Raw genomic sequence first — 16,431 nt, 5'->3', positions numbered from 1 at the left:
ATTAATACCTGTAATGCTCCGGTTTATAAGGACCTTCAACCGGCACGCCGATGTAGTCCGCCTGATCTTTTGAAAGTGTGGTAAGTTTAGCACCTATTTTTGAAAGGTGCAGCCTTGCAACCTCTTCATCCAGCTTTTTGCTGAGTCTGTAGACTTTAGCCTCATACTTATCCTTGTTAGTCCAGAGGTCTATCTGGGCAAGGGTCTGGTTTGTGAAAGAGTTGCTCATTACGAACGAAGGGTGTCCTGTGGCGCATCCGAGATTCACCAACCTTCCTTCGGCAAGCAGATATATTGAATTGCCAGAGGGGAAAGTGTACCTGTCCACCTGAGGCTTGATATTCAGCTTTTTAATTCCTTTGTATTCTTCGAGTTTAGCCACTTCAATCTCGTTGTCGAAGTGACCTATATTACAGACGATAGCCTGATCTTTCATCTTCTCCATGTGCTCGATACGGATGATGTCTTTGTTGCCGGTTGTGGTAACATAGATATCTCCGAGACCGAGGGTATCCTCAACTGTTTTAACGCTGTAGCCCGCCATACAAGCCTGAAGAGCGCATATGGGGTCTATCTCTGTAACAATTACTATTGCACCCATTGCTTTCAGAGATTCCGCGCATCCTTTGCCGACGTCTCCGTATCCGCATACGACAGCAACTTTACCGGCTATCATAACGTCGGTGGCTCTTTTGATTCCGTCTACCAGTGACTCACGGCATCCGTAGAGGTTATCAAATTTTGACTTTGTAACAGAGTCGTTTACATTAATTGCCGGAACCAGCAGTTCACCTTTTTCCATCATCTGATAGAGTCTATGAACGCCTGTTGTGGTCTCTTCAGAAACGCCCTTCCACTCCTTAACAGTATCGTGCCATCTTGTGGGGTTCTCTTTAAGGATGATTTTCAGACGTTTATAGAGTTCCGCCTCGTCCTCTCCGTGGGGAGTTTTGTCGAGAATGGAGGGATCTTTTTCTGCGAGATAACCGACGTGTATCATCATGGTAGCGTCGCCGCCGTCGTCAACGATAAGCTGGGGTCCTTTGCCACCGTCAAAACGCAGCGCCATATCTGTGCACCACCAGTATTCTTCAAGGTTTTCACCCTTCCACGCGTATACGGGAACTCCTGTTTTCGCTATGGCTGCGGCAGCGTGATCCTGTGTGGAGAAGATGTTGCAGCTCGCCCATTTTACTTCCGCACCGAGAGCCGTAAGGGTCTCTATAAGAACCGCCGTCTGAATGGTCATGTGCAGAGAACCGGAGATACGTACTCCTTTAAGGGGTTTGAGGGGCGCATATTTCTCTCTGGTCGCCATCAGACCGGGCATCTCATGCTCGGCGATGTCAATCTCTTTGCGTCCGAAATCTGCAAGGGAAATATCGGCGACTTTGTATTTCAGCGTATTGTCCATCTTTTTCTCCTTATAAGCACAGAAAGCCCGCAAAAGTCAAAAACTTCGCGGGCATGAATAATTTATTTATCAGCGTATTGCTGCCAGAAGTGCGTCAACCTTGTCGGTGTTTTCCCATGAAAATTCGCTGCGTCCGAAATGTCCGTATGCAGCGGTTTTTCTGTAAATGGGTCTGCGGAGGTCGAGTGCGGTTATGATACCTTTGGGCGTGAGATCAAAAACCTCCATAACAGCTTTTTCGATAAGCTGTTCGTCAACTTCGGCCGTGCCGAAAGTGTTCACCATGACGCTGACAGGTTCTGCAACCCCAATAGCGTATGCCACCTGAATTTCGCATCTTTTTGCGAGTCCGGCGGCAACGATGTTTTTGGCAACCCATCTTGCTGCATATGCTGCGGAGCGGTCAACTTTCGACGGGTCTTTTCCGCTGAATGCTCCTCCGCCGTGACGCCCCATGCCGCCGTATGTATCAACGATAATCTTACGTCCTGTAAGACCGCAGTCCCCCATGGGACCGCCTATCACGAAACGACCTGTGGGATTTATATGATATTTGCATTTATCGTCAAGCATATCGCTGGGGATAACCGGTTTGATTACTTTTTCGATTATATCGTGTTTGAGAACGTCAAGTCTGATATCCTCGGAGTGCTGTGAGCTTACGACAACGGTGTCCACACGAAGCGGAGTATATCCGTCATATTCTATTGTAACCTGAGATTTGCTGTCAGGGCGGAGGTAGCTTAATTCGCCGCTTTTGCGGACTTCGGAAAGTCTCTTCGTTATTTTATGTGCAAGCATTATGGGCATGGGCATCAGTTCAGGCGTTTCGTCGCAAGCGTAGCCGAACATAAGCCCCTGATCACCTGCGCCTCCGGTGTCAACACCCATGGCAATGTCAGGAGACTGCTTGTTAAGCGTTGTTATTATGCCGCAAGTATCAGCATCGAAACCGAATTTAGCTCTTGTATATCCTATTTGTCTGATTGTTTCTCTTACAATTGACTGTATATCCACATATGTGCTGGTGGTAACCTCTCCGGAAACCACAGCGAGTCCTGTTGTAACAAGCGTTTCACAGGCAACACGGCTGTTCGGGTCATCGGTAAGCATGGCGTCAAGGATAGCGTCAGAAATCTGATCCGCTATTTTGTCCGGGTGTCCCTCGCTGACAGACTCTGATGTGAATAAATATTTCTTGCTATTCATTAACTATCTCCTATAAACCATTATCATTTTTGTATTTTATTATAATCTGCGTCATCCTGTCTTTACCTTTGAGTTTCAGCATTTTCAGTTCTTTCATCTTTGCTTCAACCTCCGGCGGAAAAAACTTGAGACTGTAAAGAGCCTCAAGATCCTGCTCGAAGCGGATGTGGTTTTCAAAAAGTTTCCTGAACTCCTCATCGACCTGACAAATCTTTTCCACCAGTGCGCTGTCTTTAAGCATGCTAGTCACCCCTGTAATCTGTACGGCGGCATGACATCCTGAGTGCGTGTCTGCCTTCACCGTAATAATCTTTTATCTGCCCTTTAGGTTTAAAACCCATTCCCTCATACAAACTTACAGCGGAGATGTTGTTGGTCTCCACCTCAAGGTGTATGATATCGATTTCCTCGTGTTTTTCAACACAATGCGTAATAAGACGGCTCGCAATGCCCCTTCTGCGGAATTTTTCCGCAACGGCGACGTCTGCAAGCTCCGCCTCATCCAAAATATACCAGAAAACTATATATCCCGCCACTTCACCGCATTCTTCGCAGACCAGAAAATCGCTTCTGATTTTAAAAAGTTCGGCCTCAAACGATTTCCGGCTCCAAGGGCGGGTGAAACAGCCGTTTTCTATCTCAAGAATCGCGTCCAGATCTTCATGCGATGCGTTTCTTATCAAAATTGATCTCCGCCTCGCTTGGTCTCATATACATCGGCGCATAATCGCTCACGAACATGCCGAATCTTTCGGAAAGCAGAGCCTCTGAAAGATTGACAGTATTACCATCACCGCTGTTCACAACAAAAAGACCGTCAGTACTTTCAAACTTTCCGGTCATATATTCAGAAAAAACATTATTTTCAAAGTCATATCTTCTGTAGCCGTATAGCTTTCCGCGAAGTTTAACTGCTGTTGTAACCTTTTGCTTTCCGCTGACTATTGCAGCCGCGTCAAGGGAGCTTATTCCCTGAAGCTGCTTTCCGCAAGCCATACAAAAACCGAGGAGCGTAGCGACGCCCACTCTTATTCCTGTGAAGGAGCCGGGACCCTTCACCACATAATAGTTGTCGATGTCCTGCGGTGTCAGTCCGGAACCGTACAAAAGATTGTCCAAAGCCCAGAGCATCTTTTCACTCAGAGAGTTTTCCAGCGTCAGAAAGACAGACGAAAAAGGAACTCTGTTCTCGTCGCACACAGTGACATAAAGCCCTTTTCCCGATGTATCCGCAAGCATGTACTTCATTCAGGTTATCTTATCAGATATGTGATATAAGTCAATAATCCAAACACTGTAAATATTTTCATAATCACATGAAAGGGTTCATGTTTTTTTCATGCTCAATAGTCGATTTCGCTCCGTGTCCGGGATAAACGACGGTTTCCGAGGGAAGCGAAAAAAGCCTTTCACTGATGCTGTCTACAAGGGACTGTGTACTGCTGTATGGAAAGTCTGTACGACCAACAGATTCCAGAAACAACGTGTCTCCGGTTATAACGCTTTTAAGCCCGTCGATATAAAAACAACACCCGCCTGGTGTATGTCCCGGAGTGTGGATAACATCCATGGTTATCCCGCCGAGGTCAAGTTTCTGCCCGTGTTCAATATAATTTGTTACATAAGGCGTTTCCATGTCGCCAAATCCATACATCTGCATAACTTTTTTACCCTGCCCCAAAAGAAATTCATCATCCTTATGTAAATAAAAAGGCAGCCCGTATTTCTTCATAAGCGGATATATTGCTCCTATATGATCAAAATGCCCGTGGGTGTTCACCAGAGCAACAGGCTTCAGCCCGTTATCATTGAGATATTCCTCAATATCCTCTTCGTTGCCGCCGGCATCAATAATCACCGCATTGCCCTTATCCGATACTATATATGTATTTACGCCCAGGGGGCCGGTTATCACTATATCAATGTTCATATATGCTCCTGCTTAGATTCTAATATTATTGTAACGGGACCGTCATTTTCAAGACCAACTTTCATGTCGGCTGCGAAAATTCCGGTCTGTACCCTTTCCGGAAGGTAATTTAAGCGGCACTCCGAAACGAACTTTTCATAGTATTGATTGGCTGTCACAGGTTCCATTGCAGTTGTAAAATCAGGACGCAGACCTTTTTTACAGTTTCCCGCCAGAGTGAACTGACTTACAACAATAACCCCTCCTTCCACATCTTTAACAGATTTCCCCATTCTACCGTTATCGTCTTCAAAAATCCTAAGATTCATGGACTTGTAAGCAAGCTCTGCGCATTTCTCCTCTGCATCCGTCTTCTCCACACCGAAAAGTATCAGAAGCCCTTTGCCTATCTCCGCCTGAATTTTGCCGTCGATACGGACATATGCACTGTTAACCCTTTGAAGAACAGCCCTCATTTCATCACCTTCAGCATATCAATCCCAAGCATTTTCATAGTAAAATAATACACGCAGCATCCGAGTGTAATATTGATAAGAACCTGCACCCTTTCCATATCCGCGATACAGATAACGGCGGACATTGCCGCAGTTGACACGGCAACCTTGCTGATAAGCGCCAAGCTGCCATTTACGGAATAATTATAGTGTTTAAGATTTATATACAGACACACACAGTTCACAAACGCGGCAATAGAGGACGCAAGAGCAATGCCGCCGTGCCCAAGGGGCTTCATGAAAAGAAATCCGAGAAGAACGTTAAAAACAAACCCTATCGACGCAGCCCTAAGCGGGGTTTTAACATCCTTATCGGAATAGTATATGCGGCTAAATACGCTTATGAGTGAAAAGAAAAGGAGACCTGAAGAATACATGCGAAGCGCAAAAGCCGTTGCGTTAACATCTTTGATCCCAAAAGACAGCCTTCCGTAAACGAATGCAATGATAGGGTCTGCAAGGATTATGAGACCGGCGGCAGCGGGAACCATTATTACAAGAATAGCATTAACCGCCTTATCTATAAGTATATTACGTTGCCCGAAGTCATCATTTGAGTTCGCCACGCTTATCTCCGTCAGGGTAACAGTACCCACAGCCACGGCAAACATGCCCAGAGGAAACTGAAAAAGTCTGTTGGCATAATAAAGATACGATATACTCCCCACAGCAAGAAACGATGCGATTATGCGCCCCACCATGAAGTTGAGCTGGTTTATCCCCACACTTGCCAGAGACGGCAAAACATAGTAAAAAGAATTAAGAGCATCCTTGTTTATTCCGCATGAGAAAACCGGACGGTAACCTTTGTAAACAGCGGCTCCCAGAACAAGAAAAAGCTGGAGCACACCGCCAGCAAGAACACCGTAACACAGTATCCTTATGTCACCTGAATTAATATACCCCAGCCACGCACCGGCTATCATAGAGAGATTTAGAATAGCCGTTGAGGCGGCAGGCAGATAGTAGGTATCCTTAATATTAAGATAACCTGAAAAAAGCGCACAAACCGATATTGTAAGCAGATACGGCATGAGTATTACAAGCATATCGGCTGCGGCGGACAGAATGGCTGTTTCGTGTCTGTAGCCAGGCATGAAAACGGTCACGGATATCTTTGGAAATATAAACACTACCGCAAGAAGAACTATTATTACGCCTGAAACAAAAAAAACGAGACTGGTAAGATAATCTGAAGCAGAATGTTCACCTTCTTTCGTCAGCTTGTCGCTCATTATGGGAACAAAAACAGAGGAGAGCGCTCCTTCGGCAAAAAAAGCGCGGAAAAGATTCGGAACGGCAAAAGCGACGAAAAAGGCGTCTGTGAGCGCGTTTGCACCAAAAAAGCCCGCCACGAGAACATCGCGGACCATTCCGAAAATCCTGCTGGTCAAAATTCCCAGTCCGGATTTAAGCACTTTTTTAACAAATCCTGCCATGACAATTATTTCCTTAAAAAAAAATGTAAATTCACTTTACACGCTAAAACACATCGGATATAATGAGACATTGAAAAATATCATAAATAAACGATATTTGCACGGAGATTATGGTTATGACTAAATCAGAACTGATCGAAGTAATTGCTACCCTCAACCCCGAACTGACAAAAAAGCAGATCGAATTTATCGTTAACGGCGTTTTCCAGAACATCAAAGACGCTCTGAAAGCCGGAGACAAAGTGGAAATCCGCGGATTCGGCAGCTTTAAGATCAGAGAGAAAAACTCCAAACTCGGACGCAACCCCAAAACCGGAGACAAAGTGGAAGTACCTTCCAAAAACGTACCCTACTTCAAACCCGGCAAAGAGATCAAAGAACTTCTGATAGACGCTGAATAACAGCCCCTTTCAGAAAAAGCACAGGCAGTGCTCCGCACAGGCACAGGTTTAGTATTTATACCGGATCGATGTCATGTGTGTGTTCAGAGCAGGAATTAGAAATCCTTCTTTGAATGTTCTAGATTTTTTTATTTAGCAGTGCCGACTTAATACTTTTTGAATGATATTTGTTCTGGATATGCTGTTTGCGTATCTTGCCGGATATTTTTTTCCCAATCTCCGTTTTTTCTCTTTCAAGACGATACTCAACCTTCTTGTGCTCTTCAAGAAGGTTTTTTATTTGCGTTCTAACCTCTTCCGTCTTATACGGCATATTTTGAAGTATCTGGATTATCTGGGAAATATAACTACTGTAAGTTTGATATTTATCTAAGAATGAATCATCAAAAGCTCTTTCATTCAAATCTTTTGCAGCATCATACGCTTGTTTAAACATAACAAGAAAATCGGATTGGCTCATCAGGATTGTTTCCTTATCAGCATTTTTAAACCCGTGGAATGTCATTCAAAAGGATAGAACTTCATCACCGTGTCGGGACTCGCCTTTTTGTGAGCATTCAGAGCTGTTTCAGAACTGTCGGCAAACTTCTTTTTAAGAAGGTCGAGCATCTCAAACGCCTCATCCTTGGATGTGATGGCGTTTGAACTCTGTACCGCGAGTTTATTTTCATTTCTTATGCCGATAATATCAGAGATATACTGTTTATCAGCAGAAACGGACTCGCCCGACAATTTGTCCGAATTCACACTTTCAGACTCAGACTGTGTTTTTTTCCTGTCCATCTGCAGGAGCTTTTCCCGAAGATTAACAACGGAACCGTTAGGGTTAATAGTCATAAATTATCCGGCAAAATTGATGGATCTGACCTCTGCCTCATGAGTTTCCGGTTTGGCGGTGCCCTCTTCTTTCTGGACAACCTCTCTCCAAGCCTCTCTCAGGTTTGACATAAGTTTTATCACGCTTTCAACTTTGTCTTTACTTTTCTCCCTGTTCGCTTCTATAAGCTGCCACACCATAAAATCGTAAAGGCGCAGGAGGTTTTTTGAAATATCACCTGCGTCCATGTTAAGGGTGGACATAAGTTCATAGATAATATTCTGGGCTTTCATAATATTGTTATGAGAGTCCTGAATATTTTTGTCGTCAATAGCTTTAACAGCAATCCTCATAAACTTGATAGCTCCATCATACAGAAGAAGAACAAGTTTTCCTTTGGTGGCTCCTTCAACTTCCTGTTTGATGTAGTTCTTGTAAGGGCTTTGCATAGATTAAAACTCCTCTATTATACATTAAGATGATGAACCTGTCACGCTGCTTAATGCGGAAGCCTGAGATTGTGCATCGGAAATCGCTTGTTCCATAGCTGTAAACTGTGCCCAATAGCGTTCCAACTCCTGCTGAACCCTGTCTTCCTGATCGCTGATCTTGGTCGCCAGTTTATCCATGTAGGTCTGAAGTGTTCCGCTTGTGCCCAATTTATTACCGATCATACCATCTGAATCCGTATAAGCAGTAAGCACGTAATCACCAAAGTATCTTGCCCAGCCGACTTCATTCTCTATCTGCTGTTCAATGGCTGCCTTCTCTTTGGTGGTTGTAGCATCATCTACATCTAAATCGGATGAATTCGCAAAAAATGTATAAACATCTTTAGGATTATTTTGAAGAGCATCCATAAAAGTTTCGTTGCCTTCAAGAGCGGCATAGATTTCATCATAATCTGTGGACAGGGAAACGAGGTATCCGTAGACCTCTTTCGATGTATCCCCTGCTCCGGCAACTTTTATTCCGAGGTCGGACATATCGTTTATGGATGATGTTATTCCGGTTCGCTCGGCAAAGAATGATTTTCTCAGGTTTGTGTCAAGGTTCCTAAGTTCAGAGCTTCGTCTGATTATCTTATAGCTGTTATAAAGTTCATAGTTTTCCTGATAAGTAGCTATATCGTCTTCACTCATGCTCTCTTTGTCGGAATCAGTGAGATATTCGATATATTTTTCCTCTTCGTCTTCATCCACTTCCGGTGTATAGAGTTTTTCCATTAGGGTGTTATAGTGCTGAATCAGTTTCGCGAAAGCCGCAACACCTTTTGCAGGATCAACAGACACGTCAATGGTTGCGGATTCGTTGCTGACAGAGTTAAGAGTAAACGTAATACCGCCCACAACATCGTCTATAACGTTTGTATCTCTGACATACGTTGTGCCGTCCACAGTGAAAACGGCTCTGCTGCCCTCTTCCCCGACAGTTTTTTCAACAGTTGAATCGTCTGTAAGGTTAAACGCTACAAGCAGGTTGCTTGTATCCGCAGACGAACCCACAGTAATGGGGTCTATCGTATTTGATTTTAGCTTTATTTTATCTGTTGTGGCGTCATAGCTCATTGTTACGCCGGCACCGGACTTATTCACCTTATCTATTACCGTCTGTATAGTATCCACAGCGGTATCCACATAAATGGACACGCCGTTTACAGTGAAGGTTCCTGAGTAAGGATAAGTTGTAAGCCCCGCACCCGTGAGATTTGTTGTAGTGCTGATACTGCCGGACGTGCTTCCTATGGTATATGTTGTTTCGCTGGTTGAGTCCAGTTTCAGCAGTTTAAACATACTGCTTGTATCGCTGTAGTCGCCGAGGGTAATGCTTTTCGCACCGATGGTATTTGATTCCAGCTTGAATTTTTTGGCAGTGGAATCATACGAAGCCGTGACCCCGGCACCGGAACTGTTTATTATGCCAAGCAGGTCGTCAACGCTTATTTTCGTATAATCATCAATAGTTATTGCCACACCGTTTATGGTGAAGGTACCGTTGAGGCTGCTGCTTGCCGCAACCGAAAATCCGGCGTTCTGAAGTCCGTCCGTTGCCGTATCTAAAGTACCTGTTGTAACTGTGTCTGAGACGTATGTGGAATATGTTGCCGCAGAGACCTTTAAAGACGCATCCTGAGCGAAAACAAAAGTTCCTGTTGTAAGCGCACCGGAAAGCTCAAGAGATGCCCCAGGAACAATACCGGAAATGGAGCTTGCCAGTTTGTTTCCAAGGTTGGCGGCAGAATCGGAAAGGTGGTACTTGTTTATTTTTGTAGTGGTGGAAACCGTTGGGGATGAAGATTCGGAAAAACCGAGAGTATCCCTTATGGTAGACGCATCCGTTCCGTCAAAAGCTATGTTAAAATCATCTATCGTGGTTTCATACATGGAAAAATTCCATGAAGAGGATGTGCTGTTATAATCAGACCTCATGACGACATACTGAACATTGTTCGTCCCCATAGAGGCGTTAAGTGCGTTATTAAGGGTATCTTCAACATTCGTTGAAACGACGTTTATGTCCTGACCGGAGGATCCGAAAGTACCGCTTATGGTCAGCGTCTGGCTGTTTCCGTCAGCGTCCGTATAGCTGAACTTTATATCTCCGGTTACATCAGCCGTGAGCAAACCGTTTGAGTCAACCCCGGAAAAAGTTGTACCCGCCTGCTTTGTGACCGAACCTATATTGTTTACTTCAAGAACATCTGTTGAGAGATATTTAGATGAAACCGTGGACACAGTGACCGTGTGCGTGCCTTCAAGGGATTCCGTGGCAGTACCTGTTATCTTCGAAACATTGGCTCCTGCGGAGACCATGGCAACACGAGTATATGAGCTGATAGCCTCAGAGTTTTTCGCGAGTTTTGAAACTTTTATAGAATGCGAACCGATATCCGCATCTGTAGTGGCGGTGGCGCTTGCAACAGAAGTATTTGTTGACGATACTTTTTTGGAAAGGAAAGTTGATTCCAGCTTCAGCGACAGAAGATCGGTTGAGATATCACCCATCATATCGTTAATGTCTGTATAAACACTCTTTTCGATTGATTTATAAGAATACTGTCCGTTAAGCCTGTCCACAGCAATGTTAGCCTGCTGGGTCATCTGTTCAACCAGCGCGTTCGTGTCAAGTCCGGAAACGATACCGCCAACCTGTATACCTGCCATGGGTCAACCTCCTATGGATACCAGTCTATTCGGACTGATTTCTTCTTATCTTTAGAAACAAATTGCCCAAACCGTAAAAATGTATTAAGCAATTAGGTATGAAAAATATTATTGTTTACGATTGCGACGGAGTGCTGTTCGACAGCACCATGGCGGTTAAGGGTTATTACGACTTCGTTTTTGAAAAATACGGAATCCCTGTCATAGACTGGGAAAACCCTTCCCTTGTGAAACTCGCCATGATGGGAACCAACGAAGGAATAATCAGGCATTTCGTTAAAGACGAAAAACTGATTGCAGAGATGCTTGAGTTTGCCATGAAAATGAACTTTAAAATGTTCATAGATCTTATGAAACCAAACCCGAACATACACGACACCCTCGAAAAGCTCCAAAGTTCCGGTCGCAGCCTCGCCGTTTTCACAAACAGGGGCATATCGCTTTCATACCTTCTGGAACATTTCAGTATGGGAAATTTTTTCTCCTATACCGTTACGTGTATGGATGTAGCAAATCCCAAGCCAAACCCCGAAGGGCTTTTCAAAATTATGGATTACTTCAGCAGCACGAAAGAATCGATTCTTTTCATAGGCGATTCGATGACGGACTATCTGGCTGCAAAAGCGGCAGAAGTGCATTTCCTCGCATACGAAAACGAGCTTGAAGACAGCATGGTCATAAAAGACCATACAGAGGTATTCGACTATCTCTGCGTAAGCTCTTTCAGCGCCTGATAAACCGAATACGGAGTATTAAGAGTTTCAGGACCCGTGCCGAGAGCTATTTTCAGCTTATTATCTCCATGAAAATCGCTGCCGCCGGAAACGCCGAGACCGAGCCTTTGCGCTGTTTCAAGATAAAACGGGCGGCGTTCTGGAACCACTTCTGAACAGAAAACCTCTATTGCATCCAGTCCTCTGCCCTTCAAGTCCGAAAGAAACGGCTCAACGGCATCATCTTCAAGCCTCAAACTCACAGGATGCGCCAGAACGGCTATACCGCCCGCACCGTGAATTATTTTGGCAGCGTCGTCAAAACTCAGACGGGCTTTGTCTGCATAAAGCGGCTTACCCTTTGCAAGATACTTGTCGAAAGCCTCCTGCATGGTGGAGACAACTTTGCATTTTATAAGAAATTTTGCTATATGCGGTCTGCCCAGTTCGCCCTCATTGCCATCGGAAACGTCATCCAAAGTCACCTCACGTCCGAGAAGGTTGCTGACGGCGGTGAGTATCTTCTCGTTTCTGGCTCTGCGTGCCGTTTTCAGAAAATCCAGAGTTTCGTTCAGTTTTTTATTATGATAATCAAGGAAAAGTCCGACAACGTGAAATGTTCCATTGTCATAGTCGATGCTCAGTTCAGTACCGGCAACCCGTTCCACTTTTGTTTCGTGAGAAAAGAAATCAGGCAGCCCGTCAACAGTATCATGGTCTGTCAGAGCCAGAACCTCTACGCCCCTTTTTTCAGCGTATTCAAGCAGCTTTGCAGGAGAAAACGTACCGTCAGAATAGGTTGAGTGACAATGCAGATCTATCATGAAAAACTCCTTGTTATTATCATTTTAACAATATATTATGTCCTATTATGTATAGATTTCAGTATATACTTTACAGAATTTGTGTCAACGTAATAGGAATAGGTTTCGCATCGCTTATCATGGAAAGCATTAATGTGAAATCATACGGCGCTCTTCTGGCGGCAGCGCTTATCCTCACGTTCTTCCAGACTTTCCTGCGCCCGCTGCTTTTTTTCCTGACGCTTCCTTTCCAGATATTGAGCCTCGGTATCGGGTACATGATCATCAACTCACTGCTTCTGCTGCTTACGGCTCATTTTATTGAAGAACTGGTCATCAAAGGATTCTGGGCGGCTTTTCTCGGCGCTATAATCATAAGCCTGGTAAACCTGATATTCGATTCATTCTCCTCACGCTCCGCCGTAAAATTTTACTACCGCAAAGGCGAATAAACGAATGAACAAAAAACTGTATAAAATCATCTTTATAGACGAAGACAAAAAGGTTCAGACCATACACGCCAGCTACCTTAATCCGTCCTCGTTCCTTGGGCTGATAGAGATATCCGACATAGTCTTCATCGGGCAGTCTGATATAATTATCTCTCCCGACGACGGAAAACTGAAAGAGGTCTTCAAAAATGTTGAGCGCTCGTATATCCCGCTCAACTACATAGTCCGAATAGACGAAGTTACCGTAAAAAAAGAGACTCCGGTCATAAGGCTTTACAGTGAAACTCAAACTGATTCATAAATATATTCTGAAAGAACTGCTGCCGATCTTTCTGCTCGGCAACATATTTTTCGTACTTCTGCTGCTGCTGGATAAACTCGTTGACCTGTCAGACCTTTTCTTCACAAAAAGCGTTCCGGCATGGCTGATAATCCAGACGGTGATATATTATCTCCCCTCATTTTTCGTAATAACCATACCAACGTCGGCACTTCTCGCCGTTATCTTTGTTTTCGGCAGGATGTCCTCTGAAAGCGAAATAATAGCCATGAGGTCTTTCGGGGCTGGCAGAAGATTTTTTCTCTTGCCGTCAATGATATTTGCCATAGGCGTTTTCCTGATGGGTATTGCGATGAGTGCCTATTTCATGCCAAAAGGCAGTTTTATGGCGGCAGAGAACGTACTCAGAATGGCAAAACTGGTGTCCATCAAAGATATCAAGGAAAAAGAGCTTTACGAAGAACTCAAAGGCTATGTTTTCTACGCGGAAAAGAAGAAGAGCGATACTGAATACGAACGTCTGATGATCATTGACAAGAACAAGAACTCGGTTATAACCGCACAGTCTGCGCAGATTATCCCCACAGGTGATGCAGGTCTTCTTCTGGAGCTTTCCAACGGACGTATAGCCACAATCCGCGAAGACAATATGCACTCCACAATAAATTTCGAGAAATTCAGCATAAATGCGCCACTTTCTGACGCTTCTAAAGTGACTATCAAAACAGAAAGACTCATGCCTATGAGCGAGCTCAGAGCAAACTTCAACGAGGATCCGATATATAAATTCGAATACTCAAAACGCTTTTCAATGCCCTTCGCAGCAATAATCATGTGCGTTTTCGGAATGAGTATCGGCATGTTCTTCCACAGAAGCGGAAAGACCATGGCTGTTCCATCCACAGTTTTCATAGTAGTCATTTATAATATGATGTTTCTCGTTGCACAGAACATTGCAACAGAGGGAAGCATCGATCCTTTCTTCGCCGCGTGGGTGCCGAACATATTTTTCGGAATACTGAGCATCTTCGCCTATGAGAGAGTTCTATGATATCTAAATTTGATAAATATGTCATAACCTTATTCCTTAAATATACAGTTGTTGTTCAGATTGTTGTAGGGGTCATTTCACTCCTCGCCAATGCCGCAATGCACACCGACCTCATAGACAAATACGCTGTAACGATCACTGAGGTACTGATATTCGACCTCATGAAAGTTCCGTATCTGCTCTATACGACCATGCCGATGTCCATAGTCATTTCGACAATGCTGGTTATGCTTACGCTTATAAAAAATAATGAACTGGTAGCGTATGTCTCACTCGGCGGCAAGATACGCAGCCTGATACAGCCGTTTCTCATCTCAGGCGTAGTTGTATCCATGCTCCTCGTTCTGACAGCAAACACAATTAACCCGAAAGTCATGTATATGCGGGAAAAATATGCCGCGGAAATAATCTATAAGAAAGAGATGGACATACGCCCTTCTCTCACTAACATCTGGATGAAACTCCACGGAAACAGGTTCATACACATAACCGCTCTTGACCCTGAAAAGATGGAGTTTCACTACGTCACCGAATATACTCTGAATGATAAATTGCAGGTTGAATCCATAGAAACCTATAACTCAGCAAAAAAAGACGGGAACAAGTGGAAACTGTTCAATCAGAAAAAATACGAAATGATGAACGTCCCGAAAAAAACTTATGATGTCAGAAACATAATAACTGAAAAACCTATTTTTGACGAACTTTCAAAAATGCCTTTCCTTAAACCTCAATTCGTCTCCATAGGCGACATATACAAGGTTGCGGAGGTTATGAAAAATCAGAACGTTAACACTTCCAAATATATGATGCAGATATATAAAATTTTTGCACATGCAGTCAGCGTTCTTGTGATAATTCTTGTGATATTTCCTCTCTGCGTAGACTTCAACAGAAACCATTCATATATTAAAGTTGCCGCAAAATCACTTGGAGTGGGATTCGGCTTCTGGATGAGTGTTGCTTCATGCGCTTCACTAGGCAAAAACGGCGTACTCAGCCCATTCATGTCCAGCTTTCTGCCCATAATAATTTTTGCCAGTCTCGCAGTTTACATCATATACAGACGAGAACATGCAATGTAGTTTTATTAAACATATTAAAGTTTGACTTTACAGATATATTGGCATAAAATTGATAGTTAACTAATATAAGGAGTGTTTCACATGGCAAAAATAGCAGTTTTACCGGGTGACGGAATCGGACCCGAAGTGATGCAGCAGGCTATTAAAGTCCTGAACAAAGTATCTGAAAAATATAATAAAACATTCGAATTTTCATTCGCCGACATAGGCGGTATCGCAATAGATAACCACGGCACCCCCCTTCCCGAGTCAACTCTGGAACTCTGCGAAAAATCAGACGCTATCCTTTTCGGTTCAGTGGGCGGTCCCAAATGGGAAAATCTTCCTCCGGCACAACAGCCCGAAAGAGGCGCTCTGCTCCCCCTGCGTAAACATTTCAGCCTGTTCTGCAACATCAGACCGGTTAAAATATTCCCCTCTCTCATAGACGCAAGCTCACTTAAAAACGAGCTTATCCCTGAAGGTCTCGACATAGCTTTCTTCCGCGAGCTCACAGGCGGTATCTACTTCGGTCAGCCCAAAGAGATAAACGCCGAACGCACAATGGGTATGGACACCATGCTCTATACCAAGCCCGAAGTCGAGCGCATCGCAAAACTCGCTTTTGAAGCCGCCAGACTGCGCAGCAAGAAAGTTACAAGCGTTGACAAGGCAAACGTACTCATGTCCTCTATTCTGTGGCGTGAGGTTGTTACAGAGGTTCACAAGAGCTACCCCGACGTTGAACTGAACCACATGTATGTGGACAACGCAGCAATGCAGCTTGTTCGCTGGCCTTCCCAGTTCGATGTTGTGGTTACCGAAAACATGTTCGGCGACATACTCTCCGACGAGGCGGCAATGCTCACCGGTTCACTGGGTATGCTCCCTTCCGCTTCAATCAACGAATCTAACTTCGGTCTGTACGAGCCTATCGGCGGAACAGCCCCAGACATCGCCGGGCAGAACATAGCAAACCCCATCGCTCAAATAATGTCTGCGGCTCTTATGTGCCGTTATTCTCTCGGCATGGATGCTGCGGCAACAGACATCGAAAACGCTATTCAGAAGGTTCTGGACGAGGGTTACAGAACCGGCGACATCTTTAACAAGAACAAGACGGGACAGACACTGGTCAAAACCGACCGGATGGGCGACCTTATTTCTGAAAGAATATAGCTTAAAAGGCGGTCGCAAGAC

20 protein-coding genes are annotated in these 16,431 nt (G+C 44.4%); 7 read left to right on the top strand and 13 right to left on the bottom strand.

Annotated features, from left to right (window positions below; genetic code table 11):
• Position 1: 1 nt before the first annotated feature.
• From ahcY to murJ, 8 genes are all read right to left on the bottom strand, one after another.
• Positions 2-1,414: an adenosylhomocysteinase gene (gene ahcY / locus Q7P67_RS03220; protein WP_303850447.1), complete on the bottom strand. Its 1,413-nt coding sequence runs from the start codon at positions 1,412-1,414 to the stop codon at positions 2-4.
• Positions 1,415-1,483: 69 nt separating this feature from the next.
• The gene (gene metK / locus Q7P67_RS03215; RefSeq protein ID WP_303850446.1) at positions 1,484-2,623 is read right to left on the bottom strand and encodes a methionine adenosyltransferase; all 1,140 of its coding nucleotides are present in this window, start codon (positions 2,621-2,623) and stop codon (positions 1,484-1,486) included.
• A 10-nt stretch (positions 2,624-2,633) separates the two neighbouring features.
• The gene (locus tag Q7P67_RS03210; protein ID WP_303850445.1) at positions 2,634-2,864 is read right to left on the bottom strand and encodes a DUF465 domain-containing protein; all 231 of its coding nucleotides are present in this window, start codon (positions 2,862-2,864) and stop codon (positions 2,634-2,636) included.
• A gap of 1 nt (position 2,865) precedes the next feature.
• Entirely contained in the window at positions 2,866-3,306 is a 441-nt protein-coding gene (rimI, locus tag Q7P67_RS03205; RefSeq protein ID WP_303850444.1) for a ribosomal protein S18-alanine N-acetyltransferase, read from the bottom strand.
• The gene (gene tsaB / locus Q7P67_RS03200; protein WP_303850443.1) at positions 3,284-3,871 is read right to left on the bottom strand and encodes a tRNA (adenosine(37)-N6)-threonylcarbamoyltransferase complex dimerization subunit type 1 TsaB; all 588 of its coding nucleotides are present in this window, start codon (positions 3,869-3,871) and stop codon (positions 3,284-3,286) included. The genes rimI and tsaB overlap by 23 nt, the downstream gene beginning before the upstream one ends.
• 64 nt (positions 3,872-3,935) lie before the next feature.
• A complete protein-coding gene (locus Q7P67_RS03195) occupies positions 3,936-4,553 on the bottom strand; it encodes an MBL fold metallo-hydrolase (protein ID WP_303850442.1) in 618 nt (205 codons plus the stop codon).
• Complete coding sequence (gene dtd / locus Q7P67_RS03190; RefSeq protein WP_303850441.1) at positions 4,550-5,008, bottom strand: D-aminoacyl-tRNA deacylase; 459 nt, start codon at positions 5,006-5,008, stop codon at positions 4,550-4,552. Before dtd ends, Q7P67_RS03195 begins: the two co-directional genes overlap by 4 nt.
• Positions 5,005-6,486, bottom strand: coding sequence for a murein biosynthesis integral membrane protein MurJ (murJ, locus tag Q7P67_RS03185; RefSeq protein WP_303850440.1), 1,482 nt, complete (start codon positions 6,484-6,486; stop codon positions 5,005-5,007). The genes dtd and murJ overlap by 4 nt, the downstream gene beginning before the upstream one ends.
• 116 nt (positions 6,487-6,602) lie before the next feature.
• On the opposite strand from murJ, the gene Q7P67_RS03180 reads away from it, so the two are divergent.
• Positions 6,603-6,887 carry an integration host factor subunit beta gene (locus Q7P67_RS03180; RefSeq protein ID WP_132873584.1) on the top strand — a complete coding sequence of 95 codons (285 nt, stop codon included), beginning with the start codon at positions 6,603-6,605 and terminating at the stop codon, positions 6,885-6,887.
• Between the two features lie 118 nt (positions 6,888-7,005).
• On the opposite strand, the gene Q7P67_RS03175 is transcribed toward Q7P67_RS03180, so the two are convergent.
• The 4 genes from Q7P67_RS03175 to fliD are packed head-to-tail and all read right to left on the bottom strand — an operon-like array spanning position 7,006 to position 10,868.
• The gene (locus Q7P67_RS03175) at positions 7,006-7,392 is read right to left on the bottom strand and encodes a hypothetical protein (protein WP_303850439.1); all 387 of its coding nucleotides are present in this window, start codon (positions 7,390-7,392) and stop codon (positions 7,006-7,008) included.
• Positions 7,389-7,724, bottom strand: a complete 336-nt coding sequence (locus Q7P67_RS03170) for a hypothetical protein (protein WP_303850438.1) — start codon at positions 7,722-7,724, stop codon at positions 7,389-7,391. The genes Q7P67_RS03175 and Q7P67_RS03170 overlap by 4 nt, the downstream gene beginning before the upstream one ends.
• A gap of 3 nt (positions 7,725-7,727) precedes the next feature.
• A complete protein-coding gene (fliS, locus tag Q7P67_RS03165) occupies positions 7,728-8,153 on the bottom strand; it encodes a flagellar export chaperone FliS (protein ID WP_303850437.1) in 426 nt (141 codons plus the stop codon).
• Between the two features lie 24 nt (positions 8,154-8,177).
• Entirely contained in the window at positions 8,178-10,868 is a 2,691-nt protein-coding gene (gene fliD / locus Q7P67_RS03160; protein ID WP_303850436.1) for a flagellar filament capping protein FliD, read from the bottom strand.
• A gap of 98 nt (positions 10,869-10,966) precedes the next feature.
• Here fliD and Q7P67_RS03155 point away from each other — a divergent pair, with 98 nt between their 5' ends.
• Positions 10,967-11,602 carry an HAD family hydrolase gene (locus Q7P67_RS03155; RefSeq protein WP_303850435.1) on the top strand — a complete coding sequence of 212 codons (636 nt, stop codon included), beginning with the start codon at positions 10,967-10,969 and terminating at the stop codon, positions 11,600-11,602.
• Here the strand turns inward: Q7P67_RS03155 and Q7P67_RS03150 are convergent.
• Entirely contained in the window at positions 11,572-12,405 is an 834-nt protein-coding gene (locus Q7P67_RS03150) for a PHP domain-containing protein (protein WP_303850434.1), read from the bottom strand. The genes Q7P67_RS03155 and Q7P67_RS03150 overlap by 31 nt on opposite strands.
• Positions 12,406-12,452: 47 nt before the next feature.
• On the opposite strand from Q7P67_RS03150, the gene Q7P67_RS03145 reads away from it, so the two are divergent.
• The 5 genes from Q7P67_RS03145 to leuB all read left to right on the top strand — a co-directional run bounded on the left by Q7P67_RS03145 (position 12,453) and on the right by leuB (position 16,410).
• A complete protein-coding gene (locus Q7P67_RS03145) occupies positions 12,453-12,836 on the top strand; it encodes a phage holin family protein (RefSeq protein WP_303850433.1) in 384 nt (127 codons plus the stop codon).
• A 4-nt stretch (positions 12,837-12,840) separates the two neighbouring features.
• On the top strand, positions 12,841-13,137 hold the full coding sequence (locus Q7P67_RS03140; RefSeq protein WP_303850432.1) for a DUF1820 family protein: 297 nt from the start codon (positions 12,841-12,843) through the stop codon (positions 13,135-13,137).
• Positions 13,115-14,167, top strand: a complete 1,053-nt coding sequence (locus Q7P67_RS03135) for an LptF/LptG family permease (protein WP_303850431.1) — start codon at positions 13,115-13,117, stop codon at positions 14,165-14,167. The genes Q7P67_RS03140 and Q7P67_RS03135 overlap by 23 nt, the downstream gene beginning before the upstream one ends.
• Complete coding sequence (locus Q7P67_RS03130) at positions 14,164-15,252, top strand: LptF/LptG family permease (protein WP_303850430.1); 1,089 nt, start codon at positions 14,164-14,166, stop codon at positions 15,250-15,252. The genes Q7P67_RS03135 and Q7P67_RS03130 overlap by 4 nt, the downstream gene beginning before the upstream one ends.
• A gap of 72 nt (positions 15,253-15,324) precedes the next feature.
• A complete protein-coding gene (leuB, locus tag Q7P67_RS03125; RefSeq protein ID WP_369695987.1) occupies positions 15,325-16,410 on the top strand; it encodes a 3-isopropylmalate dehydrogenase in 1,086 nt (361 codons plus the stop codon).
• The last annotated feature ends 21 nt before the right edge of the window (positions 16,411-16,431 follow it).

The organism is Seleniivibrio woodruffii, assembly GCF_029267515.1.
Lineage (GTDB): Bacteria > Chrysiogenota > Deferribacteres > Deferribacterales > Geovibrionaceae > Seleniivibrio > Seleniivibrio woodruffii_A.
Note: the sequence above shows the minus strand (reverse complement) of the source record. Positions and strands in the feature narration are given on the sequence as shown.

What these genes read in the sequence shown, in the direction of transcription:
- fliS (WP_303850437.1), bottom strand. Translation starts at nt 8,153, where the DNA reads ATGCAAAGCCCTTACAAGAACTACATCAAACAGGAAGTTGAAGGAGCC.
- fliD (WP_303850436.1), bottom strand. Translation starts at nt 10,868, where the DNA reads ATGGCAGGTATACAGGTTGGCGGTATCGTTTCCGGACTTGACACGAAC.
- Q7P67_RS03175 (WP_303850439.1), bottom strand. Translation starts at nt 7,392, where the DNA reads ATGACATTCCACGGGTTTAAAAATGCTGATAAGGAAACAATCCTGATG.
- metK (WP_303850446.1), bottom strand. Translation starts at nt 2,623, where the DNA reads ATGAATAGCAAGAAATATTTATTCACATCAGAGTCTGTCAGCGAGGGA.
- Q7P67_RS03130 (WP_303850430.1), top strand. Translation starts at nt 14,164, where the DNA reads ATGATATCTAAATTTGATAAATATGTCATAACCTTATTCCTTAAATAT.
- Q7P67_RS03195 (WP_303850442.1), bottom strand. Translation starts at nt 4,553, where the DNA reads ATGAACATTGATATAGTGATAACCGGCCCCCTGGGCGTAAATACATAT.
- Q7P67_RS03150 (WP_303850434.1), bottom strand. Translation starts at nt 12,405, where the DNA reads ATGATAGATCTGCATTGTCACTCAACCTATTCTGACGGTACGTTTTCT.
- Q7P67_RS03140 (WP_303850432.1), top strand. Translation starts at nt 12,841, where the DNA reads ATGAACAAAAAACTGTATAAAATCATCTTTATAGACGAAGACAAAAAG.
- ahcY (WP_303850447.1), bottom strand. Translation starts at nt 1,414, where the DNA reads ATGGACAATACGCTGAAATACAAAGTCGCCGATATTTCCCTTGCAGAT.
- Q7P67_RS03155 (WP_303850435.1), top strand. Translation starts at nt 10,967, where the DNA reads ATGAAAAATATTATTGTTTACGATTGCGACGGAGTGCTGTTCGACAGC.
- Q7P67_RS03170 (WP_303850438.1), bottom strand. Translation starts at nt 7,724, where the DNA reads ATGACTATTAACCCTAACGGTTCCGTTGTTAATCTTCGGGAAAAGCTC.
- tsaB (WP_303850443.1), bottom strand. Translation starts at nt 3,871, where the DNA reads ATGAAGTACATGCTTGCGGATACATCGGGAAAAGGGCTTTATGTCACT.
- murJ (WP_303850440.1), bottom strand. Translation starts at nt 6,486, where the DNA reads ATGGCAGGATTTGTTAAAAAAGTGCTTAAATCCGGACTGGGAATTTTG.
- Q7P67_RS03145 (WP_303850433.1), top strand. Translation starts at nt 12,453, where the DNA reads ATGTATAGATTTCAGTATATACTTTACAGAATTTGTGTCAACGTAATA.
- dtd (WP_303850441.1), bottom strand. Translation starts at nt 5,008, where the DNA reads ATGAGGGCTGTTCTTCAAAGGGTTAACAGTGCATATGTCCGTATCGAC.
- Q7P67_RS03180 (WP_132873584.1), top strand. Translation starts at nt 6,603, where the DNA reads ATGACTAAATCAGAACTGATCGAAGTAATTGCTACCCTCAACCCCGAA.
- Q7P67_RS03210 (WP_303850445.1), bottom strand. Translation starts at nt 2,864, where the DNA reads ATGCTTAAAGACAGCGCACTGGTGGAAAAGATTTGTCAGGTCGATGAG.